The organism is Citrobacter sp. MGH 55 (assembly GCF_016906145.1).
Classification (GTDB): Bacteria; Pseudomonadota; Gammaproteobacteria; order Enterobacterales; family Enterobacteriaceae; genus Citrobacter_A; species Citrobacter_A amalonaticus.
The window spans coordinates 1,876,083-1,900,565 of sequence record NZ_CP070239.1; the positions used below are offsets into that span (position 1 = coordinate 1,876,083).

Sequence of the window (24,483 nt, forward strand, 5' to 3'; positions counted from 1 at the left end):
GCCTGGCTAGTGGCTGGTTTATCATCAATATAAATAAGATGTATCCCGATTCCCCCTTTTCCCTGAGGTTGATGTGCAGTTAACGAGTTTCACCGATTACGGACTACGAGCGCTAATCTATATGGCATCACTCCCGGAAGGTCGCATGACCAGTATTTCGGAAGTGACAGACGTCTATGGCGTTTCCCGTAATCATATGGTCAAAATAATCAATCAACTTAGTCGGGCGGGCTTTGTAACTGCTATTCGGGGAAAAAATGGCGGGATCCGTTTAGGCAAAGCCGCGAATACCATTCGAATTGGCGATGTCGTGCGCGAACTCGAACCGCTGTCGCTGGTGAATTGTAGCAGTGAGTTTTGCCATATCACCCCTGCCTGTCGACTCAAACAGGCGCTTTCTAAGGCCGTGCAAAGTTTTCTAACGGAGCTGGATAACTACACGCTGGCCGATTTGGTTGAAGAGAATCAACCGCTTTATAAATTATTGCTGGTGGAATAGTGAAGTCCAAAGCATTTCGCGTCGTATCGCGGCGGCAACTGAGTGACAAATTCGTCAGGAACGAATTTGAACAGCCGCAGGCTGGCCTTCGGTGAGAGACAGGGATGTCTCTCATAAATCCCCAGGAGCTTACAAAAGTAAGCGACTGGGGAGAGCAAAGGCAGCCAACAAAGAGACGGCGTGAAAGACGACGGAATTCCACCGGAGCTGACAATGGAGGAACCTCAATGTCACAAGATCCTTTCCAGGAACGCGAAGCTGAAAAGTACGAAAATCCTATCCCAAGCCGGGAATTTATCCTCGAACATTTAACTAAACGCGAAAAACCGGCCAGCCGCGATGAGCTGGCTGTGGAACTGAACATAAAAGGCGAAGAGCAGCAGGAAGCCCTGCGTCGCCGCCTGCGCGCGATGGAGCGTGACGGACAACTGGTCTTCACCCGTCGGCAGTGTTATGCGCTGCCGGAACGCCTCGATCTGCTGAAAGGTACCGTTATTGGTCACCGTGATGGCTACGGCTTTCTGCGCGTCGAAGGGCGTAAAGACGATTTGTATCTCTCCAGCGAGCAGATGAAAACCTGCATTCATGGCGATCAGGTATTGGCGCAACCGCTGGGCGCGGATCGTAAAGGCCGCCGTGAAGCGCGTATTGTGCGCGTTCTGGTGCCAAAAACCAGCCAGATTGTCGGTCGTTACTTTACTGAAGCGGGCGTGGGTTTTGTGGTTCCTGACGACAGCCGTCTGAGCTTCGATATTCTGATCCCGCCTGAAGATATCATGGGCGCGCGCATGGGCTTTGTGGTGGTGGTTGAACTCACCCAGCGCCCGACCCGCCGCACCAAAGCGGTAGGGAAAATCGTCGAAGTGCTGGGCGACAACATGGGAACCGGTATGGCCGTCGATATGGCGCTGCGAACCCATGAAATCCCGTATATCTGGCCAGCCGCCGTTGAGAAACAAGTTGCCGGTCTGAAAGAAGAGGTGCCTGAAGAGGCAAAAGTCGGGCGTGTGGATTTACGCGATTTGCCGCTGGTCACCATCGACGGCGAAGATGCCCGCGACTTTGACGATGCGGTCTATTGCGAGAAGAAACGCGGTGGCGGCTGGCGTTTGTGGGTGGCGATTGCTGACGTGAGCTATTACGTGCGTCCGCCGACGCCGCTGGATCAGGAAGCGCGTAATCGCGGGACGTCCGTGTACTTCCCGTCGCAGGTGGTACCGATGCTACCGGAAGTGCTCTCCAACGGCCTGTGCTCACTGAACCCGCAGGTTGACCGCCTGTGCATGGTCTGCGAAATGACCATCTCTACCAAAGGCCGTCTGACGGGATATAAATTCTACGAAGCGGTGATGAGCTCACATGCGCGTCTGACCTACACCAAGGTCTGGCACATGTTGCAGGGCGATCAGGAGTTGCGCGAGCAGTATGCGCCGCTGGTTAAGCATATCGAAGAGCTACACAACCTCTACAAAGTGTTGGATAAAGCCCGTGAAGAGCGCGGCGGCATCTCGTTTGAGAGTGAAGAAGCGAAGTTCATTTTCAACGCGGAACGCCGTATTGAGCGAATTGAGCAGACCCAGCGTAATGATGCGCACAAGCTGATCGAAGAGTGCATGATTCTGGCGAACATCTCGGCAGCGCGTTTCGTTGAGAAAGCCCAGGAGCCTGCGCTGTTCCGTATACACGACAAACCGACGACTGAGGCGATCACTTCCTTCCGTTCTGTTCTGGCGGAGCTGGGGCTGGAACTGCCTGGGGGTAATAAGCCGGAGCCGCGCGATTACGCGGAATTGCTGGAATCGGTTGCCGATCGCCCTGACGCCGAAATGCTGCAAACGATGCTGCTGCGTTCGATGAAGCAGGCGATTTACGATCCGGAAAACCGCGGTCACTTTGGCCTGGCGTTGCAGTCGTATGCACACTTTACCTCGCCGATTCGTCGTTACCCGGATCTCTCCCTGCACCGCGCCATTAAGTATCTGTTGGCGAAAGAGCAGGGCCATAAAGGTAACACCACCGAAACGGGTGGCTACCATTATTCGATGGAAGAGATGCTGCAACTGGGTCAGCACTGTTCGATGGCTGAGCGCCGTGCGGATGAAGCAACCCGTGACGTCGCTGACTGGCTGAAGTGCGACTTCATGCTGGATCAGGTCGGCAATGTCTTTAAAGGCGTGATTGCCAGCGTCACCGGCTTTGGCTTCTTTGTGCGTCTGGACGAACTGTTCATCGATGGCCTGGTCCACGTTTCTTCGCTCGACAACGACTACTACCGTTTTGACCAGGTTGGGCAGCGCCTGACAGGTGAATCCAGCGGCCAGACTTATCGTCTGGGCGACCGCGTGGAAGTGAAAGTCGAAGCCGTGAATATGGATGAGCGCAAGATTGATTTCAGCCTGATCTCCAGCGAGCGTGCGCCGCGTAACGAAGGTAAAACGGCGCGTGAAAGAGCGAAGAAAGGCGATGCGGGTAAAAAAACCGGCCGCCGTCGTCAGGTCGGTAAAAAAGCCAATTTCGAGCCTGACAGCGCTTTCCGTGGCGAGAAGAAACAAAAACCAAAGGCGGCGAAGAAAGAGGCCAGAAAAGCGAAAAAGCCTTCTGAGAAAACGCAAAAAATAGCGGCGGCGACAAAAGCAAAGCGTGCCGCTAAAAAGAAAACGGCACAGTAAGCCGGACAGTGTAAGCCGGGGAAGCATTGCGTCACCCGGCATGATTAACTATTAACGAGTGATTTCATGAGTGAAATGATTTACGGCATCCATGCGGTGCAGGCCCTGCTGGAGCGCGCTCCTGAACGTTTTCAGGATGTCTTTATTCTCAAAGGCCGTGAAGATAAACGCCTGCTGCCGCTGATCCATGCTCTGGAAGCACAGGGCGTGGTCATCCAACTGGCAAACCGTCAGTTTCTGGATGAGAAAAGCGAAGGAGCCGTCCATCAGGGCATTATCGCTCGCGTGAAGCCAGGTCGTCAGTATCAGGAAAACGATCTACCGGATCTGATTGCTTCGCTGGATCAACCGTTCCTGCTGATCCTTGATGGCGTGACCGATCCGCATAACCTCGGTGCCTGTCTGCGTAGCGCCGATGCCGCTGGCGTTAATGCGGTGATCGTGCCGAAAGATCGTTCTGCGCAGTTGAATGCCACGGCGAAGAAAGTCGCCTGCGGTGCAGCGGAAAGCGTGCCGTTGATTCGGGTGACCAACCTGGCGCGTACCATGCGTATGTTGCAGGAAGAGAATATCTGGATTGTCGGCACGGCGGGTGAAGCTGACCATACTCTCTATCAGAGCAAAATGACCGGCCGTATGGCGCTGGTGATGGGGGCGGAAGGTGAGGGGATGCGTCGCCTGACGCGTGAACATTGCGATGAGCTGATCAGCATTCCAATGGCCGGAAGCGTCTCTTCGCTCAACGTTTCTGTCGCGACAGGCATCTGTCTGTTCGAGGCTGTGCGGCAGCGCAGCTAATAGACGATTTCTGAAGCCATCCAGCAGGATGGCTTTTTTGTGCTCTCCTTTCCAGGCATTCTCCCCTCAGACTGACCATACTTATTGGGATGCCATTGAAGGAGGGAAACACAATGCACTGGCAAACTCACACCGTTTTTAATCAGCCGTTACCCCTGAATAACAGCAATCTGTTCCTGTCTGATGGCGCGCTCTGCGAGGCCGTAGCGCGTGAGGGGGCAGGCTGGGACAGCGAACTTCTCGCCAGTATCGGTCAACAACTTGGCACTGCGGAATCGCTGGAACTGGGACGGCTGGCGAATGCCTGGCCGCCAGAATTACTACGTTACGATCCCCAGGGGCAGCGTCTGGACGACGTTCGCTTCCATCCCGCGTGGCATCTGTTGATGCAGGGACTGTGTGCCAACCGTATCCACAATCTGCCCTGGGCGGAGGCGGCGCGAGACGGATCGTTTGTCGCCCGGGCAGCCCGCTTTGTCCTGCATGCGCAGGTGGAGGCCGGCACGTTATGCCCCATCACCATGACTTTTGCCGCGACACCGCTATTGCAGCAAATGTTGCCCGCCGTATTCGCCGACTGGCAAACGCCGCTACACAGCGATCGCTATGATTCGCATCTTGCGCCGGGGGGCCAAAAACGTGGCCTGTTGATCGGCATGGGGATGACGGAAAAACAGGGCGGTTCTGATGTGTTGAGCAACACCACCCGCGCCGAGCGTCTGGCGGATGGGGCGTACCGGCTGGTGGGGCATAAATGGTTTTTCTCTGTGCCGCAAAGTGATGCCCATCTGGTGCTGGCACAGGCAAAAGGTGGCCTCTCCTGTTTCTTCGTCCCGCGCTTTTTACCTGACGGCCAGCGCAATGCGATCCGCCTTGAACGGCTGAAAGACAAGCTGGGGAATCGTTCCAATGCCAGCGCGGAAGTCGAGTTTCAGGATGCCATCGGCTGGCTTCTTGGTGATGAGGGAGAGGGCGTTCGTCATATCCTGAAGATGGGGGGGCTGACGCGTTTTGACTGTGCGTTCGGCAGTCACGGACTGATGCGCCGCGCCTTCTCGGTGGCGATTTACCACGCGCACCAGCGTCAGGTGTCCGGCAAGCCGCTGATTGAACAACCGATGATGCGTCAGGTGCTTAGTCGTATGGCGCTCCAGTTGGAAGGACAAACCGCATTATTGTTTCGTCTGGCCCATGCCTGGGATCGGCGTAGCGATGCCAAAGAGCGACTCTGGGCGCGTCTGTTCACGCCTGCGGCAAAATTTGCTGTTTGTAAAGGCGGCATTCCGTTCGTGGCGGAGGCAATGGAAGTGCTTGGCGGCGTAGGGTATTGCGAAGAGAGCGAACTGCCGCGACTGTACCGGGAAATGCCGGTCAATAGTATCTGGGAGGGATCCGGTAACGTCATGTGTCTCGACGTCTTGCGGGTTATCAACAAGCAAGCCGGGGTCGATGAGATGCTGAGTGAGGCATTCTCTGAGGTCAGGGGGCAGGACAGGCATTTTGATCGCGCGGTACGCCAGCTTTTGCCGCGACTTCGCAAACCTTCCGAAGAACTGGGTCGTGAGATCACCCAGCAGATTTTCCTGTTGGGATGCGGAATGGAAATGTTACGGCACGCATCACCGCCTGTTGCCCAGGCCTGGTGTCAGATGATGCTGGATACGCGCGGCGGAATGCGGTTATCAGAACGGGTACAGGACGCGTTGCTGCTGCGGGCGACGGGGGGATTGCGCTGATACGTTGCCGGATGCGTTTACGCCATCCGGCAATCTGTTATGCGTAGAGTATGGCTTGTACGCGCCAGTTATCGGGCTGCTGCTCTTCATACATCTGAATAATGCGATACCACGATGCGCCTTGTTCATCGGCTTTTAACGCGACAATACGCTCCACATCCTGTGGGTTTCCGGAAATATTACTGACAGAGATCAGGCCAATTTCATTGAGGCCAGTCACGCAATCCGCACTCGCGAATTCAGCAGACTGCGCCGTCGTACTCACCAGTCCGGCAGTTAACAGCAGTGAGGATAAGGCAAGAGATTGTTTCATCGTCAGCTCCATTTTACGTTTCCCCGCAATGCGCAGGGCATTCCATCGCCGAAATAAACGTCCAGCCTCCTGCTGTCGGTTTATTGTGCACAGGTAAACGTATAGAGGCGTAAAGCTACGTGAAATTGGCTTAAATTCCATCAATGATTATTTACGATATAAGACGGCCTGTGAGTACCACTGACCCGTCACGATAGTTTCATCAACCATGACAATAACGTAATAATCGGCTTTCGCTGCGGCGGCTTTCGCTCTGACTTCATCAACTGCATCATCCGGAGAGCCTCTGACCAGAGAGGTCACGGTTCCCATTCGCTGCAACCCTTGTGTCTGGTCGCGACGAATTTCCTGCGGATGATCGGCGACAGGCGGTGCTGGCTGTGGCGTTCCCTGAAGAATGCTACATCCACTTAACAGCATCACCAACATCAAAGAGGTAAACCGACGCATCACTCTATCTCGTTTCCTGATAGCCATAGTGTAGTGCCTTATTAATTTCCCTTTGGGGGAATGTTCCCAAAATGTTACCTTCCGCGCGATTTTCGAATGAAAATGTCGTGAAAGCGTAATCCAGTTCTCAACATTATGAATCGTTGTTGAATACGTCACCTTGTTTAATAATGTGACCTATAGCATACCCGCGCCAAAAGAGGTGCAAATGATTGAAATTGAAACATGTCAACTGGCGGAACATCATCTGCTTCACGCCTTTCCTTCGGGGCAACGCAGTACACCTTTGCCGTGTATTGTTTTCTACCACGGGTTTACCTCTTCCAGCCTGGTCTACAGCTATTTTGCCGTGGCGCTGGCGCAGGCCGGATTTCGGGTCATTATGCCAGACGCCGCCGGGCATGGGGCGCGTTTCAATGGTGACGAACAGGCGAGAATGGGCCACTTCTGGCAGATTTTGCAGCAGAGCATGCAGGAGTTCACGGCGTTACGTGCGGCACTGCGTGCAGAAAACTGGCTGCTGGAGGAACGTCTTGCGGTTGGCGGCGCATCGATGGGGGCAATGACTGCGCTGGGGATCATGACTCAGCATCCGGAGGTCAAATGTGTCGCCAGCCTGATGGGCTCGGGTTATTTCACCCGTCTGGCGCGAACGCTGTTTCCCCCTTGCGCCCTGGACACGCCCGCCCGACAGGAAGATTTCCCGCATATCATCGCCCCGCTGGCGAAGTGGGACGTGTCGCAGCAACTTGACCGACTGGCCGACAGACCGTTGCTGTTGTGGCATGGACAGGAGGATGATGTGGTTCCGGCGGCAGAAAGTTTCCGTTTACAGCAGGCGATGATTCAGGCCGGGCTTGACCAGAATCTGACCTGTCAGTGGCAAGCAGGCGTACGCCATCGCATTACGCCCGAAGCCCTGGCCGCAACGGTGTCGTTTTTCCGTCAGCATCTCTGATGCAGGCGTTAGCTAGCCATACATCATCATGCAAAAAAAAGCCCCCTGAACAGGGGGCAAGTCAAACTATGGCTTTCTTTTCGTTGGACTTTCCTGGTGCTAGCGATAAATATCTGCGCTGGCGCGGATGTTGCCGTTACTACCGGGTTCCCGCATCAGGATCGCGTGGTAGTACGTTGCGTCTTGCGCGTCGGTCTCTTCATTCAGTGCCCTTTTCGCATCACTTTCAGTGGCGAAGTTATGGTTGATGTAAATGACGCCTAAGCTCTGCACATCATCCATGTTTCGGGCTTGCTGGTGGTCTATTTCAATGGCGGCGAGCGTATTTGCACTGAGTAACAGTCCCGCCAGAAGGGTGACAAAACGGATTCGCATATCTACCTCCTCGACAGCTGACTCTGATTAGCGATTTCTCCTGTAAGTCGATAACGTCTGATTTAATTTTAATCGCTACTTTGTTGGTCGATAGCGACCATTTCTGATGCAGTTGTTCAAAAAATTACCGCGATCCGTTCTTTCTGAATGTAAACAATCGGCTAACCCGTTTTGCTGTGGCGAAAAATACCTGTTTTTCTGACAAGAACTCTTACCGAATCGTCAATATCACTGTCGGCCATCGCCGCTTATAGTGAGCCGAAACATAAAGCTAACTTTATGATAATAAGGCAAAAAGATATGGATACTTCATTCATGAATTTCAGCTACTTCGCCATTATGTTTATGGTGGCGCTGATAGCGGGTTTTATTAATGTAGTTTCAGGCGGCGGTGGGTTTTTATCGATTGGAGCGCTATTGCTCTCAGGATTGCCGCCAGCCAATGCGCTGGCCACCAATAAGATTCAGGCGCTGGGCAGTTCATTGACGTCGGGGATCTACTTTCTGCGTCGCGGACATATCAACGTCCAGCAGCATAAGTATGTCTTTTTATCCGCGTTTGTGGGATCGGCGCTGGGGACGACGCTTATCCAGTTCATTGAACCGGAACTGCTGAAAAAACTGTTACCGGTACTCATCATCGCGGTAGCGCTCTACTTTATTTTTGCCCCCAATCTCACTGAACCAAAAAAGAAGCAGCAAGTGTCACTGTTTCTCTTTTCCCTGATAGGGGGAGGGTGCGTTGGTTTCTATGATGGATTCCTCGGCGCCGGGGCCGGTTCCTTTTATACCCTGTGCTACATCCTGCTGTGGGGATACAGCATCGATAAAGCGCAAATTCACTCTAATTTCATTAATCTTGCGTCCAACATCGCCTCTATTCTGTTCTTCATTTTCGGTGGCAAAATGATCTGGTCGCTGGGACTGGTGATGTTCGCCGGGCAGGCGCTTGGCGCACGCCTGGGGGCGACGGTAGTCCTCACGCGCGGCAAGAAAGTGATCAGGCCGATGATCGTGATTGTCTCTATCTGCATCAGCGGCAAAATGCTATTGGATATGTATTAAGGGCGTCCTGACAAATATTCCTGGAATCACCTTGAGTTTGCGGCCTGACACCAGTATTATGACGCGTCAATTTTTCAGCCGACCTTTAACACGTTCCTTGCCTCCATGGGCCGCGGCTGACCCAGACAGGAGGCTGAATAATCCGTAAGGAGCAATTCGATGCGTCATTACGAAATCGTTTTTATGGTCCATCCTGACCAGAGCGAACAGGTTCCGGGTATGATCGAGCGTTACTCTGCTGCCATCACTGGTGCAGAAGGCAAGATCCACCGTCTGGAAGACTGGGGCCGCCGTCAGCTGGCTTACCCGATCAACAAACTGCACAAAGCTCACTACGTTCTGCTGAACGTTGAAGCACCGCAGGAAGTGATCGATGAGCTGGAAACAACTTTCCGCTTCAACGACGCCGTTATCCGCAGCATGGTAATGCGTACTAAGCACGCTGTTACCGAAGCATCTCCGATGGTTAAAGCGAAAGACGAGCGCCGTGAGCGTCGCGATGATTTCGCAAACGAAACCGCAGATGATGCTGAAGCTGGGGATTCTGAAGAGTAATTTCTGATGACCAACCGTCTGGTGTTGTCCGGCACCGTGTGCAGGACCCCCCTTCGAAAGGTCAGTCCATCAGGAATTCCGCACTGCCAGTTCGTGCTTGAGCATCGTTCTGTGCAGGAGGAAGCCGGATTTCACCGGCAGGCGTGGTGCCAAATGCCCGTGATTGTTAGCGGACACGAAAACCAGGCCATTACTCACAGTATAACGGTCGGTAGCGCAGTGACCGTTCAGGGGTTCATCTCTTGCCACAAGGCAAAGAACGGCCTGAGCAAAATGGTTCTGCATGCCGAGCAGATTGAATTGATAGATTCTGGAGACTAGCCATATGGCACGTTATTTCCGTCGTCGCAAGTTCTGCCGTTTCACCGCGGAAGGCGTTCAAGAGATCGACTATAAAGATATCGCTACGCTGAAAAACTACATCACCGAAAGCGGTAAGATTGTCCCAAGCCGTATCACCGGTACCCGTGCAAAATACCAGCGTCAGCTGGCTCGCGCTATCAAACGCGCTCGCTACCTGTCTCTGCTGCCGTACACTGATCGTCATCAGTAATCGGTCACGGTCCATTAATACGACTTTGAGAGGATAAGGTAATGCAAGTTATTCTGCTTGATAAAGTAGCAAACCTGGGTAGCCTGGGTGATCAGGTTAACGTTAAAGCGGGCTATGCTCGTAACTTCCTGGTACCACAGGGTAAAGCTGTTCCTGCTACCAAGAAAAACGTTGAATACTTCGAAGCACGTCGCGCTGAACTGGAAGCTAAACTGGCTGACGTTCTGGCTGCTGCAAATGCACGCGCAGAGAAAATCAACGCACTGGAAACCGTTACCATCACGTCTAAAGCAGGCGACGAAGGTAAACTGTTCGGTTCCATCGGTACCCGCGACATCGCTGATGCTGTAACTGCAGCTGGCGTTGAAGTGGCTAAGAGCGAAGTTCGTCTGCCGAACGGCGTTCTGCGTACCACTGGTGAGCACGAAGTGGACTTCCAGGTTCACAGCGAAGTATTCGCTAAGCTGACCATTAACGTTGTTGCAGAATAAGTTTTTATTCTGATAACGTCGTAAGAAACGCCGACCTTGTGTCGGCGTTTTGCTTTTCTGCTCCCCTCATTTTTCGCTCTGGCTATTCTTTGTCCTTTTCGGGATAATCACTAAAAATAAAACATAATTTCAATCTGGTGATGAATGGATACTCCGCACCCGCAACCTTTGTTTGCGCGTAAAAATGTTGTCTGGCTGAGCGCGGCGTTTTGTTGTCTGCTCTGGGGCAGCGCCTATCCGGCCATAAAGAGCGGTTATGAGATCTTCCAGATCGCCGCTGACGATATTCCGTCCAAAATTGTTTTCGCTGGTTACCGCTTCCTGTTCGCAGGTCTGCTGTTACTCTTGCTGGCGATAGCGCAGCGTAAGCCGATTGGCCGCCTGAGTTCCCGGCAGTTCGGGCAATTGACGCTGCTGGGAGTGACGCAGACCTCGCTGCAATACATCTTCTTTTACATCGGTCTGGCGTTCACTACCGGCGTGAAGGGCTCGATCATGAATGCCACGGGCACCTTCTTCAGCGTGCTGTTGGCGCACTTCATCTATCAGAACGACAAACTGAGTTACAACAAAACGCTGGGATGCATTCTCGGTTTTACCGGCGTGATGGTGGTGAACTTCAACAGCGGGCTGCTGGATTTTAATTTTACCCTGGCGGGCGATGGCTCGATTGTGCTGGCGGCATTTATTCTCTCCGCCGCGACGCTTTACGGTAAGCGACTCTCTCAGACGGTCGATCCAACCGTGATGACGGGGTATCAGTTAGGGATTGGCGGGCTGGTGTTGGTGATCGGTGGTTATGTCTTTGGCGGCACACTGGCGGTTCACGGTCTCGCATCGGTGGCGATTCTCGGTTATCTGACGTTACTCTCTTCGGTGGCGTTCGCGCTGTGGAGTATTTTGCTTAAGTATAACCGTGTGGGGATGATTGCGCCGTTTAACTTCCTGATCCCGGTCTCCGGCGCGGTGCTGTCCGCGATTTTTCTCGGTGAGAATATCCTGGAGTGGAAATACGCGATTGCGCTGGTTCTGGTGTGCTCGGGGATCTGGTGGGTCAATAAGGTGAAGCGGTAACGCCGCCAATGCCGTGGTAGGCCGGATAAGGGCAAGCCGCCATCCGGCACGGCGCTGATGTGCCTGATGGCGCTACGCTTATCAGGCCAGGCAGACCCCGGCACGATGAATTAACGTACGCGGATAAAGCTGCCGTCAGGTTGACGAGTAAAAAGCACCTGCTGATTGTTGCCGGTGTCGATAGTCAGTCCGGTCACCACGCCATTCGCGTTCTGGCGAATTTGTACCATCTGCCCACTCTGGAGGGTGCTTAGCGGTTTCCCCGCACCTTCAACCTGCGCCATCGCATAAACATCTGTAGGTGGCAGTCCGTGGTCGCGGAACAGTTGTGCCATGGTTTTACCGGGCTCTACGCGATAGGAGCGCCATTGCTGCTCAATGCCTCTATCCTGCTGGAAAGGCTGGGGTTGCGGTTGCTGTGACTGAGGTTGCTCTTCCGGTTGCCCTTCCTGAATGGGTTCCGGCGCAACGGGAGCGACCTGGCCTGGATCGTTTTGCGGGGCCACAAGCTGGGCCTGAAGCTGCGCTTCCGTTGGGGGTTGAGACTGCGACTGGAGATCCAGTTGCGCGTTACGGGTTACCGCTGCCGTATCGTTCGTGTCGCTTGAGGGGAGAAGGAAACCGACGACCAGCACAATCGCTGCAATGATAATGCCGCGGCGATGCATAGACGGAAGCGGATCCATAATGCGAAAATTGTCCGGTGCATGCCAGATTTTCGCCAGGGTTGGTTTTAATTCAAAGCGCCCGGGCATGGCTTTCCTCCTGCTCCGCGTCTCGTTCCCCAATCATAGAGTATAGACAGCTAACGCTATGATGTTCGTGATATTCCCCGTTTTTGGCACATATACAGGGGGATATCCCTATTGTTTCTTTTTCGTCGTGATTTGTCATCCACCCCGAGACAACATTTTACCGGGAGAAGCCTGGCTGTTATGCTGCCCGCTACTTTTTTATATCCGATGAAAGGAAATACGATGGCAACCCCGACTTTTGACACTATCGAAGCGCAAGCAAGCTACGGCATTGGTTTGCAGGTAGGACAGCAACTGAGCGAATCCGGACTGGAAGGGCTGTTGCCTGAAGCGCTGGTTGCCGGTATTGCTGACGCGCTGGAAGGCAAGCAGCCAGCCGTGCCGGTTGATGTGGTACACCGCGCGCTGCGCGAGATCCATGAACGTGCGGATGCCGTACGTCGCGAACGCTTCCAGGCGATGGCCGCAGATGGCGTGAAATATCTGGAAGAAAACCGTGAGAAAGACGGTGTGAACAGCACGGAATCTGGTCTGCAATTCCGCGTCCTGACTCAGGGCGAAGGCGCTATCCCGGCTCGTACTGACCGCGTTCGTGTGCACTACACCGGTAAACTGATCGACGGTACCGTCTTTGACAGCTCTGTTGCGCGCGGCGAACCGGCTGAATTCCCGGTAAACGGCGTGATTCCTGGCTGGATTGAAGCGCTGACCCTGATGCCGGTTGGCTCTAAATGGGAACTGACTATTCCTCAGGAACTGGCTTACGGCGAACGTGGCGCCGGTGCGTCGATCCCGCCATTCAGCACCCTGGTGTTTGACGTCGAACTGCTGGAAATTCTGTAACTAGTCACTTCTGTTCCCCCTCCACGCCGGAGGGGGACGAAAAATGCGCAATAACGCTGCCCGATTGCTTGGTATCGGAGTTTTATCTTGCAAATGCATCAGTTGCGTGTATTTTTGTGAGCTAATTCGCGTTACCAGAGTGATATGACACTCACTTTAAACATATAATTAACATAATATCTAAATCTTAGTATTCATCCCGCCGATTCTTACCTAATATCGATAAGTCCTGAAAACAGGATCGTCGTATCATTGATGCACAACAGACGCACTAAAGGCCGCAGAGCCCGCACAACACAGACAGGTACAGGAAGAATAAAACATGGTAGATCAGGTAAAAGTCGCCGCCGATGAACAGGCTCCGACTGAACAGTCGCTACGGCGCAATCTTACAAACCGACATATTCAGCTTATCGCCATCGGCGGTGCCATTGGTACGGGGCTGTTTATGGGGTCGGGTAAAACGATCAGTCTCGCCGGGCCGTCGATCATTTTTGTTTATATGATCATTGGCTTTATGCTCTTTTTCGTGATGCGCGCAATGGGAGAATTGCTGCTCTCGAATCTGGAATACAAATCTTTTAGCGACTTTGCTTCGGACCTGCTGGGTCCGTGGGCGGGTTATTTCACCGGCTGGACCTACTGGTTCTGTTGGGTGGTGACCGGGATGGCGGATGTCGTCGCTATTACCGCCTACGCGCAGTTCTGGTTCCCCGGTCTTTCCGACTGGGTCGCCTCGCTGGCGGTAGTGATCCTGCTGCTGAGCCTTAACCTTGCCACCGTGAAAATGTTCGGTGAGATGGAGTTCTGGTTCGCGATGATCAAAATTGTCGCTATCGTGTCGCTGATTATTGTCGGCCTGGTGATGATTGCCATGCACTTCCAGTCGCCAACCGGTGTGGAAGCGTCGTTTGCTCACCTGTGGAATGATGGCGGCTGGTTCCCGAAAGGCATTAGCGGCTTCTTTGCCGGTTTCCAGATTGCCGTGTTCGCCTTTGTCGGAATTGAACTGGTCGGGACGACGGCGGCGGAAACGAAAGATCCGGAGAAATCGCTGCCGCGCGCCATCAACTCGATTCCGATTCGTATCATCATGTTTTACGTCTTTGCGCTGATCGTCATCATGTCCGTAACGCCGTGGAGTTCAGTGGTGCCGGATAAGAGCCCGTTCGTTGAGTTGTTCGTGCTGGTAGGTCTGCCTGCCGCTGCGAGCGTGATTAACTTCGTGGTCCTGACGTCCGCTGCTTCCTCTGCAAACAGTGGCGTGTTCTCTACCAGCCGTATGCTGTTTGGTCTGGCGCAGGAAGGTGTGGCGCCGAAAGCATTCGCTAAGCTGTCTAAACGCGCGGTTCCGGCGAAAGGGCTGACCTTCTCCTGTATCTGCCTGCTGGGCGGCGTCGTGATGCTGTATGTCAACCCAAGCGTGATTGGCGCATTCACCATGATCACGACAGTGTCGGCGATCCTGTTTATGTTCGTCTGGACTATCATCCTGTGCTCATACCTGGTGTATCGCAAACAGCGTCCACATCTGCATGAGAAGTCGATCTACAAAATGCCGCTTGGCAAGCTGATGTGCTGGGTGTGCATGGCGTTCTTCGTCTTCGTGCTGGTACTGCTGACGCTAGAAGATGATACCCGTCAGGCGCTGCTCGTCACGCCGCTGTGGTTCATTGCGCTGGGTCTGGGCTGGTGGCTGATTGGTAAGAAGCGGATGGCAGGCGTTCGTTAAAAAAAGAGCCGCGACGCGGCTCTGCAATTACATGAATCAGGGCGCTCTCGGGCGCCTTTTTTATTCGCCTGCGAGGGCACGCGGGAACAACACATTATTTTCCAGACTAATGTGTTCCATCAGATCATCAATCATCTCATTGATGCCGTTGTACATCGCTTTCCAGGTGGTGCACGCTTCTGGTGGGATCGTCACGTTCTGGGTGGTATGTTTAATCACTTCCAGCAGTTCCCCCGCTTCATCATGCTCACTTTCCATGACGCTGATCGGCCCCATCGCCTGGCTGCCCATGCCCTGTTTGATCATCGGGAACAGGATCTGTTCCTCTTTCATCATGTGGCTTGAAAGCTCCTGATGCAGCATGGTCAGATACTTCGCCAGACCTTTTGGTACGTTGGGCTTATCAGCATGAACGCGTTCAACTTTGGTGGCTTGCAGGATCAGTTCCGGCAGTTGCTCGCGGTGTCTGTCGTGATAACGCACGATGATGTGGTCGATAATTTCGGCCAGCGGCGCGGTACGCCAGTCTTTATCGATCGGTTGTTCTGCCAGTTGTGCCAGTTGCGCTTCGATAGCATCAACGTCCAGCTCTTTACGGGCGGCAGCACGCGCCAGCGTCTGCTTACCGCCGCAGCAGTAATCCATATCGTACTTACGAAACAGGGCCGACGCGCGAGGGATAGAGAGCGCCAGTTCACCTAAAGGTTGATCGCGATAAGCCATAGCCGTTACCTCATTCTCAATAATATAAGGTGTATTTTAAATGCATCTTTAATCGGGCGCTATAACCCTTTCGAGGGGGGGGGACGGATTAACGGCCTGGCTCTGAAAGCGGAATGACGCGTGGTTTTTCCGGTTTTGCTCTGACTGCCACCACCACGCCGATAACCAGCAAAGCAATACCGCTGAGCGTCAGCACAGGGGGAAGGGTCTGGCGCAAGATGAAGGTGTACAGCAAACCCGCCAGCGTTTCGAACACGATCAATGGGCCGAGGATCACCGTCGGTAATCGCTGGCTGGCAATGTTCCAGCACAGCGCGCCTACCCATGAGCACAGCACCGCAATCGCCACCATTAGGCCTACAAACACCGCAGGGCGCGGGCCGAACGGCAGGGCGAAGTCGGGCGTTTTCCCATGCAGCCAGAAGCAGGCGACGAGGTAGCCCAGCAGCGAAACGGGCAGGGTTACCAGCGCCTGCGCCGTCGCCCACATCATCGGGTGTTTTTCCGGGTTCTCCCGCAGCCAGCGGGCATTACGCAGCGCATACCAGGCCCAGCACACCACTGATACCAGCGCCAACGCGATGCCAGAACCGTAGCGCCAGCCGCTAAAATCAGGCAAGCCCTGGTTGAGTTCCGCAATGTTCACGCACAGCAATCCGATGCCTATCAGCAGCAGTGCTGGGGCCAGCCGTAGCCAGGAGAGCCTGCCATCGCGCTGGCTGTACAGCAGGTTGGCAAATACCGGAATGACGACCGGCAGCGTGCCGATGATCATCGTTGAGACCGGTGCGCCGGTGCGCTGAATGGCGCTGGCAAGGCAGACGTAATAAATCAAGTTGCCCATCATGGTCAGCGCCAGCGCGGTCAGCCAGTCTTTCGCCGAAAGCTGCCGCAGGCGCACACGTCCGAGCCATGCCAGCGGCAGGGCAATCAAGCCTAATGCCAGATAACGCCCCATCGACTGCAGCACCGCCGGATATTCCGGCACGATCAACGGTCCGACAAAAATCAGTCCCCACATCAACCCTGCCAGCAGGGCGTACAACACACCGCTAATCATGCTTTACATCCACATCGTTAAACATGACGAAAAGTGTAGGCAGGGAACCGGGGCGCGTATTGTATGAGCTTGCGCATTAGCGCGAATAAACCTGCTTTTGATAGCGCACGGGAGTGATGCCGTAGCGATGGGTAAAGGCGCGGGTGAGATGGGATTGATCGGTCAGGCCGGTCGCGGCGGCAACGTCCGCAGCGGGCATACCGAGAGTCAGAAAACCTTTTGCCCGCCACAGACGGATCGCCATCAGCATCTGGTGTGGCGTCACGTGGAAATGGGCTTTGAACTGACGTTGAAAGTGCCAGGGGCTTAGCGAGGCAACGCGTGCCAGTTCATCGAGGGTGACCGGGCGCATGTAGTTGTCATGCAAATAGTCGCGCACGCGCTCAAAGCGATGCGCGCCTTCCCGTGGCACCGGGGCATGACGTGCCAGCGGCTGGAAGGTGTCGATCAGATCCAGCAACAATCCTTTTTGCGCTAAAGGATCGTCAGTGTGCCACAGTCCGTGGATCAGCGAACAAATCTGACGGGAGCGGCGCGGATCGTGACGCGTGACGTCGTGAAACCACCAGTGACGAATGCCGGTCACCTCTTCCAGCAGGTCGGGCTCCAGATAGATCATCCGGTAACGCCAACCGTCGGCGGTTTCGGCCTCGCCGGTATGCAGCTCATCCGGATTCATCGTCACGACCGAGTGGGCTGGGGCAACGTACTGCGTGCCACGATAGCGAAAGCGCTCGGCACCGGCTTCTATCGCGCCAATGCCGAACGCTTCGTGGGTGTGTGGCTCAAAGGCGTAGCGTGAAATATGGGCGTGATACAACTCAACACCCGGCACCTGCGCCAGATGGCGAAAGCGGGCGCTGTCTTTTTCATCGCTAAACTGCTCGGGTACACCTTGCACGTTGTCTCTCCCCACGCATCGTCCTGTCATTATCAGAGAGGATGCGCGGGGATGCCACCATAATTAACCGATTTTTAACACTTACAGAATACCGTTGACGCTTTCGGCCAGCGACGTGGTCGGGCGACTGATCAGCTTGCTCAGCGTGTGGCTGTCATCGAACAGACCGCCTTTGGATGCCCCGATGTCTGAATCGGCCAGCATCTCCGCCAGTCCTGCTGGCAAACCGACCCCTTTCAGCGCGGCGGCGAAATCGGCTTCGCTCATGTTCTGATAAACGACGTTCTTGCCACTCTGTTTACTCAGTTCTGCGGCCAGCTGGCTTAGTGTCCAGGATTCATCACCCGCCAGTTCATACACTTTCCCGGCATGGCCTTCGGTGCTGATGACCTGTGCGGCGGCAGCGGCGTAATCCGCACGCGTTGCACCGGCAATTCTGCCCTCGCCCGCCGCGCCGATAAACACGCCATGCTCCAGCGCAGCAGGGGCGCTGGCGAGATAGTTTTCGGTATACCAGCCGTTACGCAACAGCGCGTAGGCAATACCGGAGTCAGCCAGCATCTTCTCGGTATCGACGTGTTCAACGTGCAAAGCGAGGGGAGAGCGGTCGGCATGCAACAGGCTGGTGTAGGCGATAAATTTTACTTTCGCCGCCTTTGCCGCATTAATGACGTTACGGTGCTGAGCGGCACGCTGGCCGACTTCGCTGGAGGAGATCAACAGCAGCTTGTCCACACCCTGTAACGCCTGGGTAAATGCCGCTTCGTCACTGTAATCCGCCTGACGTACGGTAATTCCCTGTTGGCTTAATGCGGTGGCCTTCGCCGGGTTGCGAACGATGGCCACAATCTGGCTGGCAGGAACGGTTTTCAGCAGGTTCTCAATAACGTGTTGGCCCAGTTGGCCCGTCGCGCCGGTAATAGCAATCATGAGGTGACTCCTTCTTAATGTGTCGCTTGTGTTTTATAAAGCTAGCACATAAACTTACTTTTAGTAAGTACATACAAAAAGGTAAGTATAAGATGAGTGCATCGACCCTTTCTCAACAACTGCGCGACGGCAATTTGTTTGCCGAGCAGTGTCCGTCGCGTGAGGTGTTAAAGCATGTGACCAGTCGCTGGGGCGTCTTGATCCTGGTGGCGCTACGTGACGGCACACATCGCTTCAGCGATTTGCGGCGTAAAATGGGCGGCGTGAGCGAGAAGATGCTGGCGCAGTCGTTGCAGGCGCTGGAGCAGGATGGGTTTATCAACCGGGTTTCGTATCCGGTCGTGCCGCCGCACGTGGAATACAGTTTGACTCCGCTGGGCGAGCAGGTCAGTGATAAAGTCGCCGCGCTGGCGGACTGGATTGAGCTGAACTTGCCGCAAGTGTTAGCACAGCGGGAAGAACGGGCGGCGTAAAACGTTGCCGGATGGCGGGATGTCATCCGGCATTAACGTTACTTGCTTAAATCCATCTGATAAATTGCGAAACCGATCTCATCGGTCGCCACTTTTTGCATCGGGTACTGGCCTTTCTCTTTGATAAACGCAGCGGCTTTATCCCCCGGCGAGGTTTCGAAGCGGATATCCAGTTTTTTCTCACTGTGAATCGGCGCCAGACGCCAGTTGTTATCGGCCGCCGGATGAATTTCCCCGGCGCGTTGAGATTCCGCGCCAATCCATGCCGCCAGCACCGAGCGATTCTCATCCGGTGACGCAAAGGCAATATGGTTGTCGCCGGTTCCGGCAAACTTACCGCCATAGGCGCGATAGTTATTGGTAGCGACCAGGAAAGTGGCATTCGGGTCAATCGGCTTGCCGTTGAAGGTCAGATTTTTAATCCTTTCTGCGGACGGATTTACCGTCTGGCATTCACCGTCATAGCGTGCGGGCTGTGAGACATCAATCTGGTATTCCACGCCGTCGATCACATCGAAGTTATAGGTACGAAACCCATCCCAGTTGATGAGCGATTGCGGTTTGCTACTGGTGACATCGATCTGATTAAACTGTCCGGCTGAGCATTCCAGCCACTCTTTCACCTCTTTACCACTGGCTTTAACGACCACCAGGGTATTCGGGTACAGGTAAAGGTCAGCGGCATTGCGTAAGGTCAACGGGCCTTTTTCGACTTCGACAAAACTGGCCGGATCGTTCTTGCGTCCGCCAACTTTAAACGGAGCGGCGGCGGAAAGCACCGGCAGTTTCGCCAGATCCGGATCGCCCTGAATGAAATGTTCGACATAGGCTTTCTGTGCGTTATTGACCACCTGAACGGTCGGATCGTCCTGCACCAGCGCCAGATAGCTGTACATGTTATCTGCGGATTTGCCGATCGGCTGGCTGACAAATTCGCGCGTCGCGTCGTGGTCGGCTTTCAGAATCTCCGCCAGTTTGCTGTCTTCGGCAGCGAGTGATTTCTTCGCAGCGGTATCGTAAATGGGGCGCGCTTCGGCTTTGGCCTGCGTTACCTGCCATTTGCCGCTGTCGTTATTGAGCACCAGATCCACCACGCCCAGATGATCGCCCCACATGCCTGGCATCACCGCCGGCACGCCGTTCAGCGTTCCTTTTACGATATCCGCGCCTTTGATGTTGGCAAAGTCTTTACCGGGGAAGACCGCGTGGGCATGACCAAACATAATTGCATCCACGCCGGGCACTTCACTGAGATAATAAACCGAGTTCTCGGCCATGCTCTGGTATGGGTCAGCAGAGAGTCCCGAGTGCGCGATCACCACCACCACATCGGCCCCTTTTTCACGCATTTCTGGGACATAGCGACGTGCGGTTTCGGTAATGTCGTTAACCGTCACTTTGCCGCTCAGGTTCGCTTTATCCCAGGTCATGATCTGCGGAGGGACAAACCCGATATAGCCGATTTTCAGCGTCTGCTTATGGCCTTCCTGATCGACGACATCCGTCTCTTTAATAAGATAAGGGGTAAACAACGGCTTTTTGGTCTTAACGTCGATGATATTGGCGTTAACGTAAGGGAATGACGCGCCTGCCAGCGCTTTTTGCAGATATTCCAGCCCGTAGTTGAACTCATGGTTACCGAGGTTACCAACCGCGTAATCCAGTGTATTCAGCGCTTTGTAGACCGGATGGATCTCGCCTTTTTTCAGTCCCTTTGCCGCCATATAATCGCCCAGTGGACTGCCCTGAATCAGATCGCCATTGTCGACCAGCACGCTGTTTTTGGCTTCATCGCGCGCGGCGTTAATCAGGCTTGCGGTGCGTACCAGTCCGAATTTTTCGGTTGCGGTATCTTTGTAATAATCGAAATCCATCATGTTGCTATGCAAATCAGTGGTTTCCATTATCCGTAGATCAACGGTCGCGGCATTCACGCTGGCCGCGATCAGCGTGGCCAGAAGCGTTGCACTAAACTTAATCATCAGAGGACATCCTTTTAAGATCTGAAACACAGTAAAAAATGTATTTATATCTTCTTGCTTACAGAACTGTGAAGCATGCATCAGTTTAGCAAGCAAAACCGCAGACACTATCACAGTTGGCGGATTCGCTTTTGATCGGGTATAAGTAAAACAATGAGTTAAGACCACTGCCACAAATGAGGTGGAGAATGTTAGAACACGTATGCCAGCTTGCACGGAACGCGGGCGATGCCATTATGCAGGTTTATGATGGAGTCAAACCGATGGAGATTACCAGCAAGCCGGACGACTCCCCGGTGACAGCGGCCGATATCGCGGCGCACGCGGTGATTCTTGAAGGGTTGACGCAATTGACGCCAGATATTCCAGTGCTCTCCGAAGAGGACCCGCCAGCCTGGGACGTGCGTCAGCACTGGCAGCGCTACTGGTTAGTCGATCCGCTGGATGGCACCAAAGAGTTCATCAAACGCAACGGCGAGTTTACCGTAAATATTGCGCTTATCGAGAAGGGCAAACCGGTACTGGGCGTGGTCTACGCGCCGGTGATGAAAGTGATGTACAGCGCGGCGGACGGCAAAGCCTGGAAAGAAGAGTGCAATGTGCGCAAGCAAATTCAGGTCCGTGACGCGCGTCCGCCGCTGGTGGTGATTAGCCGCTCCCACGCAGACAACGAACTGAAAGAATATTTACAACAGCTGGGCGAGCACCAGACGACGTCGATTGGTTCGTCGCTGAAGTTCTGCCTGGTCGCGGAGGGGCAGGCGCAACTGTACCCACGCTTTGGACCGACCAACGTCTGGGACACCGCTGCGGGCCATGCTGTCGCGGCGGCAGCCGGGGCGCACGTTCACGACTGGCAGGGTAAACCGCTGGACTACACCCCGCGTGAGTCGTTCCTCAACCCCGGCTTTCGGGTCTCTATTTATTGAGCAATTTATGCAGCAGGGTAATCACCTGCTGCACCTCTTCCTGGGTTAGCGCGCCGTCTTTTGCCCACTGTACGCGACCGTCTTTATCAAGCACCGCGATAGCAGAGCTCTCTTCATCCAGTTGCCAGGCTTTACGGGCTACGCCGTTGCTGTCGACAATAAACTGTGACCACGGGTAGAGCTTCTTATTGCTCTCGAGGCTGCTGCGCACAAACATACCGGAGCCAGGAATCGCGTCGTCAGTGTTGACGATCGTCGTGGTCTGGTAAACGTCATGGGGCAGTTTTGCTGCTTTGATCGCTTCAATCAGCGTCGCATTTTTTTCTTTCGCAGAGGTGCGTCCGGCGATGTGCTGAAGGATTCGCACCTTCCCGGGCAACTGTGCGCTGTTCCAGTTTTTATAGCTGAACTTATCATTTTCAAGAATCAATTCGCCGCGATCCGCAATCCCTACCGGCGGGACGCGTTGGCCCGTTTCGAAGCTATGCGCGGAGGCCATCATTGGCGCTAACAGGCACGCCAGCGCGAGAATCTTACGTAAGGTCATGGTGTTTCCTTCTTATTGTTTGCAGGTGATCCGACCACTTAGGTCTGATTTTTAATCATATGTGCGAATGATGCTTTTTCCCGCAAGAGTGATGCCAGTTTGCGGACGGGCGCACAAATCCTGCGAAAAACGAAGGCTTATACTGAGGACCGCACCCTGATTCAGAGATGATTCTGATTAACTGTAATGAAAAGGTAAATAAACTTATACGCGCTGGAAACATCGTACAGATAGTCTATAGTCAAATGGCATTAAATTTTGCGCCTTAGAACGGTTGGACCGATTGTGGGACCACAAGGGCGTGACTTAAGCAGGAGATAACAATGAAAATTTTCCAACGGTACAACCCACTGCAAGTGGCGAAGTACGTGAAGATCCTGTTCCGTGGACGGTTATATATCAAGGACGTTGGCGCTTTTGAGTTTGATAAGGGCAAGATTCTTATCCCAAAAGTGAAGGATAAACAGCATCTGTCTGTGATGTCCGAAGTTAACCGTCAGGTTCTGCGTCTGCAAACTGAGATGGCTTAACCAAAGTGCTATGCAGTAGTTTAAAAAACGGCTCCCATTGGGAGCCGTTGATGTTTCTGGAGTAGGCAGAATAAGCGAATACTACGCTTTAACGTCTCCCTGAACGTCCGGCAGTTTCGGCACCAGTACGCTTGGTTTACTGTCCAGGCGGGTCACCAGCAACTGATCGATACGGTAGTTATCGATATCCACCACTTCGAATTTGTAGCCCGAGAACTTCACGGAATCGGTCCGTTTCGGGATTTTACGCAGCATGAACATCATAAAGCCGCCAATCGTTTCGTAGTTACCTGATTGCGGGAACTCGTCGATATCCAGCACGCGCATCACGTCATCGATCGGCGTACCGCCGTCAATCAGCCAGGAGTTCTCGTCGCGCGCCACAATCTGCTCTTCCAGACCCTGGCCGACCAGATCGCCCATTAGCGTGGTCATCACATCATTCAACGTGATGATCCCCACGACCAGCGCGTATTCGTTCATGATCACCGCAAAGTCTTCACCGGCGGTTTTGAAGCTTTCCAGCGCTTCAGAAAGAGTCAGCGTATCCGGAACAATCAGGGTGTTGCGGATCTGCACGCCGCTGTTCAGCGCCATGCTCTGATTCGCCAGAACACGATTCAGTAAATCTTTCGAGTCAACGTAACCAATGATGTGGTCAATATCTTCGTTACAGACAAGGAACTTGGAGTGCGGATGTTCCGCCACTTTGTTTTTCAGGCTCTGCTCGTCTTCATGCAGATCGAACCAGATCACGTTTTCACGCGACGTCATCGATGACGGCACGGTGCGCGATTCCAGCTCGAACACGTTCTCAATCAGCTCATGTTCCTGTTTACGCAATACGCCTGCGAGCGCCCCAGCTTCCACCACCGCATAAATATCATCAGACGTGATGTCATCCTTGCGCACCATCGGCAATTTGAAGATGCGAAAGATCACGTTCGCCAACCCGTTGAAGAACCACACCAGCGGCGTGAAAACAAACAGACAGAAGCGCATCGGGTTGATGATACGCAAAGCCACAGCTTCTGGCGCAATCATACCGATGCGTTTCGGGGTTAAGTCCGCGAAGAGGATAAACATACCGGTGACCAGCGAGAAGGAGAGAATAAAGCTCAACTGCTCAGAGAGTTCCGGCGACATATAGCGAGAAAATAACGAGTTAAAAGCGGGGGAAAATGCGGCGTCACCGACGATACCGCCAAGAATGGCGACCGCGTTCAGACCGATTTGCACCACCGTGAAGAACATCCCCGGGTTTTCCTGCATTTTCAACACGCGTTGCGCATTGAGATTGCCTTCATCGGCCAGCAGTTTGAGCTTAATTTTACGTGAGGCGGCAAGTGAGATCTCGGATATCGAGAAGAACGCACTCACAGCGATCAGGCAAAGAATAATGAAAATACTGTTTAACATATCTTATCCGGCGTCACGCCAGATCCTCGGAAGGGAAGTTGATAAATCCATGTGGTAAAACTTAATGAAAACCGGCCCGTGGAGGTGAGCCGGTAAGTTCAGGGGCTAGTATAGCGTAAGGGC

The 24,483-nt window shown here is 53.9% G+C and carries 27 protein-coding genes; 16 read left to right on the plus strand and 11 right to left on the minus strand.

The genetic code is table 11. The features are described 5' to 3' along the window. The first annotated feature begins 73 nt into the window (after positions 1-73). The 4 genes from nsrR (at position 74) to JTI98_RS07485 (ending at position 5,702) form a co-directional block, all read left to right on the plus strand. A complete protein-coding gene (gene nsrR, locus JTI98_RS07470; RefSeq protein WP_042321442.1) occupies positions 74-499 on the plus strand; it encodes a nitric oxide-sensing transcriptional repressor NsrR in 426 nt (141 codons plus the stop codon). Positions 500-726: 227 nt separating this feature from the next. Continuing rightward, the gene (gene rnr, locus JTI98_RS07475) at positions 727-3,168 is read left to right on the plus strand and encodes a ribonuclease R (RefSeq protein WP_044257223.1); all 2,442 of its coding nucleotides are present in this window, start codon (positions 727-729) and stop codon (positions 3,166-3,168) included. A 66-nt stretch (positions 3,169-3,234) separates the two neighbouring features. Beyond that, positions 3,235-3,966 carry a 23S rRNA (guanosine(2251)-2'-O)-methyltransferase RlmB gene (gene rlmB, locus JTI98_RS07480; protein WP_042321448.1) on the plus strand — a complete coding sequence of 244 codons (732 nt, stop codon included), beginning with the start codon at positions 3,235-3,237 and terminating at the stop codon, positions 3,964-3,966. A 113-nt stretch (positions 3,967-4,079) separates the two neighbouring features. Continuing rightward, on the plus strand, positions 4,080-5,702 hold the full coding sequence (locus JTI98_RS07485) for an isovaleryl-CoA dehydrogenase (protein WP_044326958.1): 1,623 nt from the start codon (positions 4,080-4,082) through the stop codon (positions 5,700-5,702). Between the two features lie 37 nt (positions 5,703-5,739). On the opposite strand, the gene yjfN is transcribed toward JTI98_RS07485, so the two are convergent. Both yjfN and bsmA read right to left on the minus strand, forming a co-directional pair. Beyond that, complete coding sequence (gene yjfN, locus JTI98_RS07490; protein ID WP_072140690.1) at positions 5,740-6,015, minus strand: DUF1471 family protease activator YjfN; 276 nt, start codon at positions 6,013-6,015, stop codon at positions 5,740-5,742. A 147-nt stretch (positions 6,016-6,162) separates the two neighbouring features. Further along, positions 6,163-6,492: a biofilm peroxide resistance protein BsmA gene (bsmA, locus tag JTI98_RS07495; protein WP_042999188.1), complete on the minus strand. Its 330-nt coding sequence runs from the start codon at positions 6,490-6,492 to the stop codon at positions 6,163-6,165. Positions 6,493-6,673: 181 nt separating this feature from the next. Between bsmA and yjfP the strand changes: the two genes are divergently transcribed. Next, a complete protein-coding gene (gene yjfP, locus JTI98_RS07500; RefSeq protein ID WP_216082090.1) occupies positions 6,674-7,423 on the plus strand; it encodes an esterase in 750 nt (249 codons plus the stop codon). Positions 7,424-7,522: 99 nt separating this feature from the next. Here yjfP and yjfY read toward each other — a convergent pair whose 3' ends face one another. Next, complete coding sequence (yjfY, locus tag JTI98_RS07505; protein ID WP_216082091.1) at positions 7,523-7,798, minus strand: DUF1471 family protein YjfY; 276 nt, start codon at positions 7,796-7,798, stop codon at positions 7,523-7,525. Between the two features lie 300 nt (positions 7,799-8,098). Here yjfY and JTI98_RS07510 point away from each other — a divergent pair, with 300 nt between their 5' ends. The 6 genes from JTI98_RS07510 (at position 8,099) to JTI98_RS07535 (ending at position 11,536) form a co-directional block, all read left to right on the plus strand. Continuing rightward, the gene (locus tag JTI98_RS07510) at positions 8,099-8,863 is read left to right on the plus strand and encodes a TSUP family transporter (protein ID WP_044327173.1); all 765 of its coding nucleotides are present in this window, start codon (positions 8,099-8,101) and stop codon (positions 8,861-8,863) included. Positions 8,864-9,022: 159 nt separating this feature from the next. Then, the gene (gene rpsF, locus JTI98_RS07515) at positions 9,023-9,418 is read left to right on the plus strand and encodes a 30S ribosomal protein S6 (RefSeq protein ID WP_042321529.1); all 396 of its coding nucleotides are present in this window, start codon (positions 9,023-9,025) and stop codon (positions 9,416-9,418) included. 6 nt (positions 9,419-9,424) lie between these two features. Next, positions 9,425-9,739, plus strand: coding sequence for a primosomal replication protein N (gene priB, locus JTI98_RS07520; RefSeq protein WP_042321531.1), 315 nt, complete (start codon positions 9,425-9,427; stop codon positions 9,737-9,739). A 4-nt stretch (positions 9,740-9,743) separates the two neighbouring features. Next, entirely contained in the window at positions 9,744-9,971 is a 228-nt protein-coding gene (rpsR, locus tag JTI98_RS07525) for a 30S ribosomal protein S18 (RefSeq protein ID WP_000135199.1), read from the plus strand. Between the two features lie 41 nt (positions 9,972-10,012). Then, complete coding sequence (rplI, locus tag JTI98_RS07530; RefSeq protein WP_042999192.1) at positions 10,013-10,462, plus strand: 50S ribosomal protein L9; 450 nt, start codon at positions 10,013-10,015, stop codon at positions 10,460-10,462. 144 nt (positions 10,463-10,606) lie between these two features. Further along, complete coding sequence (locus JTI98_RS07535; RefSeq protein WP_042999193.1) at positions 10,607-11,536, plus strand: DMT family transporter; 930 nt, start codon at positions 10,607-10,609, stop codon at positions 11,534-11,536. 110 nt (positions 11,537-11,646) lie between these two features. Here JTI98_RS07535 and JTI98_RS07540 read toward each other — a convergent pair whose 3' ends face one another. Further along, positions 11,647-12,291 (minus strand): OapA family protein, encoded by a 645-nt coding sequence (locus tag JTI98_RS07540; RefSeq protein ID WP_216082092.1) that lies wholly within the window; start codon positions 12,289-12,291, stop codon positions 11,647-11,649. 222 nt (positions 12,292-12,513) lie between these two features. Between JTI98_RS07540 and fklB the strand changes: the two genes are divergently transcribed. Then, a complete protein-coding gene (gene fklB, locus JTI98_RS07545) occupies positions 12,514-13,134 on the plus strand; it encodes an FKBP-type peptidyl-prolyl cis-trans isomerase (RefSeq protein ID WP_042999195.1) in 621 nt (206 codons plus the stop codon). A gap of 322 nt (positions 13,135-13,456) precedes the next feature. Beyond that, a complete protein-coding gene (gene cycA / locus JTI98_RS07550) occupies positions 13,457-14,866 on the plus strand; it encodes a D-serine/D-alanine/glycine transporter (RefSeq protein ID WP_042999196.1) in 1,410 nt (469 codons plus the stop codon). 60 nt (positions 14,867-14,926) lie between these two features. Here the strand turns inward: cycA and ytfE are convergent, their stop codons facing one another. The 4 genes from ytfE to JTI98_RS07570 form a co-directional block, all read right to left on the minus strand. Then, the gene (gene ytfE, locus JTI98_RS07555; protein WP_044257213.1) at positions 14,927-15,589 is read right to left on the minus strand and encodes an iron-sulfur cluster repair protein YtfE; all 663 of its coding nucleotides are present in this window, start codon (positions 15,587-15,589) and stop codon (positions 14,927-14,929) included. A gap of 88 nt (positions 15,590-15,677) precedes the next feature. Further along, positions 15,678-16,649, minus strand: a complete 972-nt coding sequence (locus JTI98_RS07560; protein WP_044265666.1) for a DMT family transporter — start codon at positions 16,647-16,649, stop codon at positions 15,678-15,680. Positions 16,650-16,725: 76 nt separating this feature from the next. Continuing rightward, a complete protein-coding gene (locus tag JTI98_RS07565) occupies positions 16,726-17,550 on the minus strand; it encodes an AraC family transcriptional regulator (RefSeq protein ID WP_156595818.1) in 825 nt (274 codons plus the stop codon). A gap of 81 nt (positions 17,551-17,631) precedes the next feature. Continuing rightward, positions 17,632-18,480, minus strand: a complete 849-nt coding sequence (locus tag JTI98_RS07570) for an SDR family oxidoreductase (protein ID WP_216082093.1) — start codon at positions 18,478-18,480, stop codon at positions 17,632-17,634. A gap of 92 nt (positions 18,481-18,572) precedes the next feature. On the opposite strand from JTI98_RS07570, the gene JTI98_RS07575 reads away from it, so the two are divergent. Further along, a complete protein-coding gene (locus JTI98_RS07575) occupies positions 18,573-18,953 on the plus strand; it encodes a helix-turn-helix domain-containing protein (RefSeq protein ID WP_042321550.1) in 381 nt (126 codons plus the stop codon). A 38-nt stretch (positions 18,954-18,991) separates the two neighbouring features. On the opposite strand, the gene cpdB is transcribed toward JTI98_RS07575, so the two are convergent. Further along, positions 18,992-20,935: a 2',3'-cyclic-nucleotide 2'-phosphodiesterase gene (gene cpdB, locus JTI98_RS07580; protein ID WP_216082094.1), complete on the minus strand. Its 1,944-nt coding sequence runs from the start codon at positions 20,933-20,935 to the stop codon at positions 18,992-18,994. Positions 20,936-21,123: 188 nt separating this feature from the next. Between cpdB and cysQ the strand changes: the two genes are divergently transcribed. Next, on the plus strand, positions 21,124-21,864 hold the full coding sequence (cysQ, locus tag JTI98_RS07585) for a 3'(2'),5'-bisphosphate nucleotidase CysQ (protein WP_044327515.1): 741 nt from the start codon (positions 21,124-21,126) through the stop codon (positions 21,862-21,864). On the opposite strand, the gene JTI98_RS07590 is transcribed toward cysQ, so the two are convergent. Beyond that, positions 21,854-22,411 (minus strand): YtfJ family protein, encoded by a 558-nt coding sequence (locus tag JTI98_RS07590; RefSeq protein WP_058587202.1) that lies wholly within the window; start codon positions 22,409-22,411, stop codon positions 21,854-21,856. The two genes, cysQ and JTI98_RS07590, sit on opposite strands and share 11 nt — an antisense overlap. Positions 22,412-22,734: 323 nt before the next feature. Here JTI98_RS07590 and JTI98_RS07595 point away from each other — a divergent pair, with 323 nt between their 5' ends. After that, complete coding sequence (locus JTI98_RS07595; RefSeq protein WP_004857160.1) at positions 22,735-22,941, plus strand: DUF1107 domain-containing protein; 207 nt, start codon at positions 22,735-22,737, stop codon at positions 22,939-22,941. An 81-nt stretch (positions 22,942-23,022) separates the two neighbouring features. On the opposite strand, the gene JTI98_RS07600 is transcribed toward JTI98_RS07595, so the two are convergent. Beyond that, positions 23,023-24,360: a hemolysin family protein gene (locus JTI98_RS07600; RefSeq protein ID WP_042999204.1), complete on the minus strand. Its 1,338-nt coding sequence runs from the start codon at positions 24,358-24,360 to the stop codon at positions 23,023-23,025. Positions 24,361-24,483 lie beyond the last annotated feature (123 nt).

Excerpts from the sequence above, each read along its gene's own strand:
- rnr (WP_044257223.1), top strand. The coding sequence starts at position 727 with ATGTCACAAGATCCTTTCCAGGAACGCGAAGCTGAAAAGTACGAAAAT.
- rlmB (WP_042321448.1), top strand. The coding sequence starts at position 3,235 with ATGAGTGAAATGATTTACGGCATCCATGCGGTGCAGGCCCTGCTGGAG.
- JTI98_RS07485 (WP_044326958.1), top strand. The coding sequence starts at position 4,080 with ATGCACTGGCAAACTCACACCGTTTTTAATCAGCCGTTACCCCTGAAT.
- yjfN (WP_072140690.1), bottom strand. The coding sequence starts at position 6,015 with ATGAAACAATCTCTTGCCTTATCCTCACTGCTGTTAACTGCCGGACTG.
- bsmA (WP_042999188.1), bottom strand. The coding sequence starts at position 6,492 with ATGGCTATCAGGAAACGAGATAGAGTGATGCGTCGGTTTACCTCTTTG.
- yjfP (WP_216082090.1), top strand. The coding sequence starts at position 6,674 with ATGATTGAAATTGAAACATGTCAACTGGCGGAACATCATCTGCTTCAC.
- yjfY (WP_216082091.1), bottom strand. The coding sequence starts at position 7,798 with ATGCGAATCCGTTTTGTCACCCTTCTGGCGGGACTGTTACTCAGTGCA.
- JTI98_RS07510 (WP_044327173.1), top strand. The coding sequence starts at position 8,099 with ATGGATACTTCATTCATGAATTTCAGCTACTTCGCCATTATGTTTATG.
- rpsF (WP_042321529.1), top strand. The coding sequence starts at position 9,023 with ATGCGTCATTACGAAATCGTTTTTATGGTCCATCCTGACCAGAGCGAA.
- priB (WP_042321531.1), top strand. The coding sequence starts at position 9,425 with ATGACCAACCGTCTGGTGTTGTCCGGCACCGTGTGCAGGACCCCCCTT.
- rpsR (WP_000135199.1), top strand. The coding sequence starts at position 9,744 with ATGGCACGTTATTTCCGTCGTCGCAAGTTCTGCCGTTTCACCGCGGAA.
- rplI (WP_042999192.1), top strand. The coding sequence starts at position 10,013 with ATGCAAGTTATTCTGCTTGATAAAGTAGCAAACCTGGGTAGCCTGGGT.
- JTI98_RS07535 (WP_042999193.1), top strand. The coding sequence starts at position 10,607 with ATGGATACTCCGCACCCGCAACCTTTGTTTGCGCGTAAAAATGTTGTC.
- JTI98_RS07540 (WP_216082092.1), bottom strand. The coding sequence starts at position 12,291 with ATGCCCGGGCGCTTTGAATTAAAACCAACCCTGGCGAAAATCTGGCAT.
- fklB (WP_042999195.1), top strand. The coding sequence starts at position 12,514 with ATGGCAACCCCGACTTTTGACACTATCGAAGCGCAAGCAAGCTACGGC.
- cycA (WP_042999196.1), top strand. The coding sequence starts at position 13,457 with ATGGTAGATCAGGTAAAAGTCGCCGCCGATGAACAGGCTCCGACTGAA.
- ytfE (WP_044257213.1), bottom strand. The coding sequence starts at position 15,589 with ATGGCTTATCGCGATCAACCTTTAGGTGAACTGGCGCTCTCTATCCCT.
- JTI98_RS07560 (WP_044265666.1), bottom strand. The coding sequence starts at position 16,649 with ATGATTAGCGGTGTGTTGTACGCCCTGCTGGCAGGGTTGATGTGGGGA.
- JTI98_RS07570 (WP_216082093.1), bottom strand. The coding sequence starts at position 18,480 with ATGATTGCTATTACCGGCGCGACGGGCCAACTGGGCCAACACGTTATT.
- JTI98_RS07575 (WP_042321550.1), top strand. The coding sequence starts at position 18,573 with ATGAGTGCATCGACCCTTTCTCAACAACTGCGCGACGGCAATTTGTTT.
- cpdB (WP_216082094.1), bottom strand. The coding sequence starts at position 20,935 with ATGATTAAGTTTAGTGCAACGCTTCTGGCCACGCTGATCGCGGCCAGC.
- cysQ (WP_044327515.1), top strand. The coding sequence starts at position 21,124 with ATGTTAGAACACGTATGCCAGCTTGCACGGAACGCGGGCGATGCCATT.
- JTI98_RS07590 (WP_058587202.1), bottom strand. The coding sequence starts at position 22,411 with ATGACCTTACGTAAGATTCTCGCGCTGGCGTGCCTGTTAGCGCCAATG.
- JTI98_RS07595 (WP_004857160.1), top strand. The coding sequence starts at position 22,735 with ATGAAAATTTTCCAACGGTACAACCCACTGCAAGTGGCGAAGTACGTG.
- JTI98_RS07600 (WP_042999204.1), bottom strand. The coding sequence starts at position 24,360 with ATGTTAAACAGTATTTTCATTATTCTTTGCCTGATCGCTGTGAGTGCG.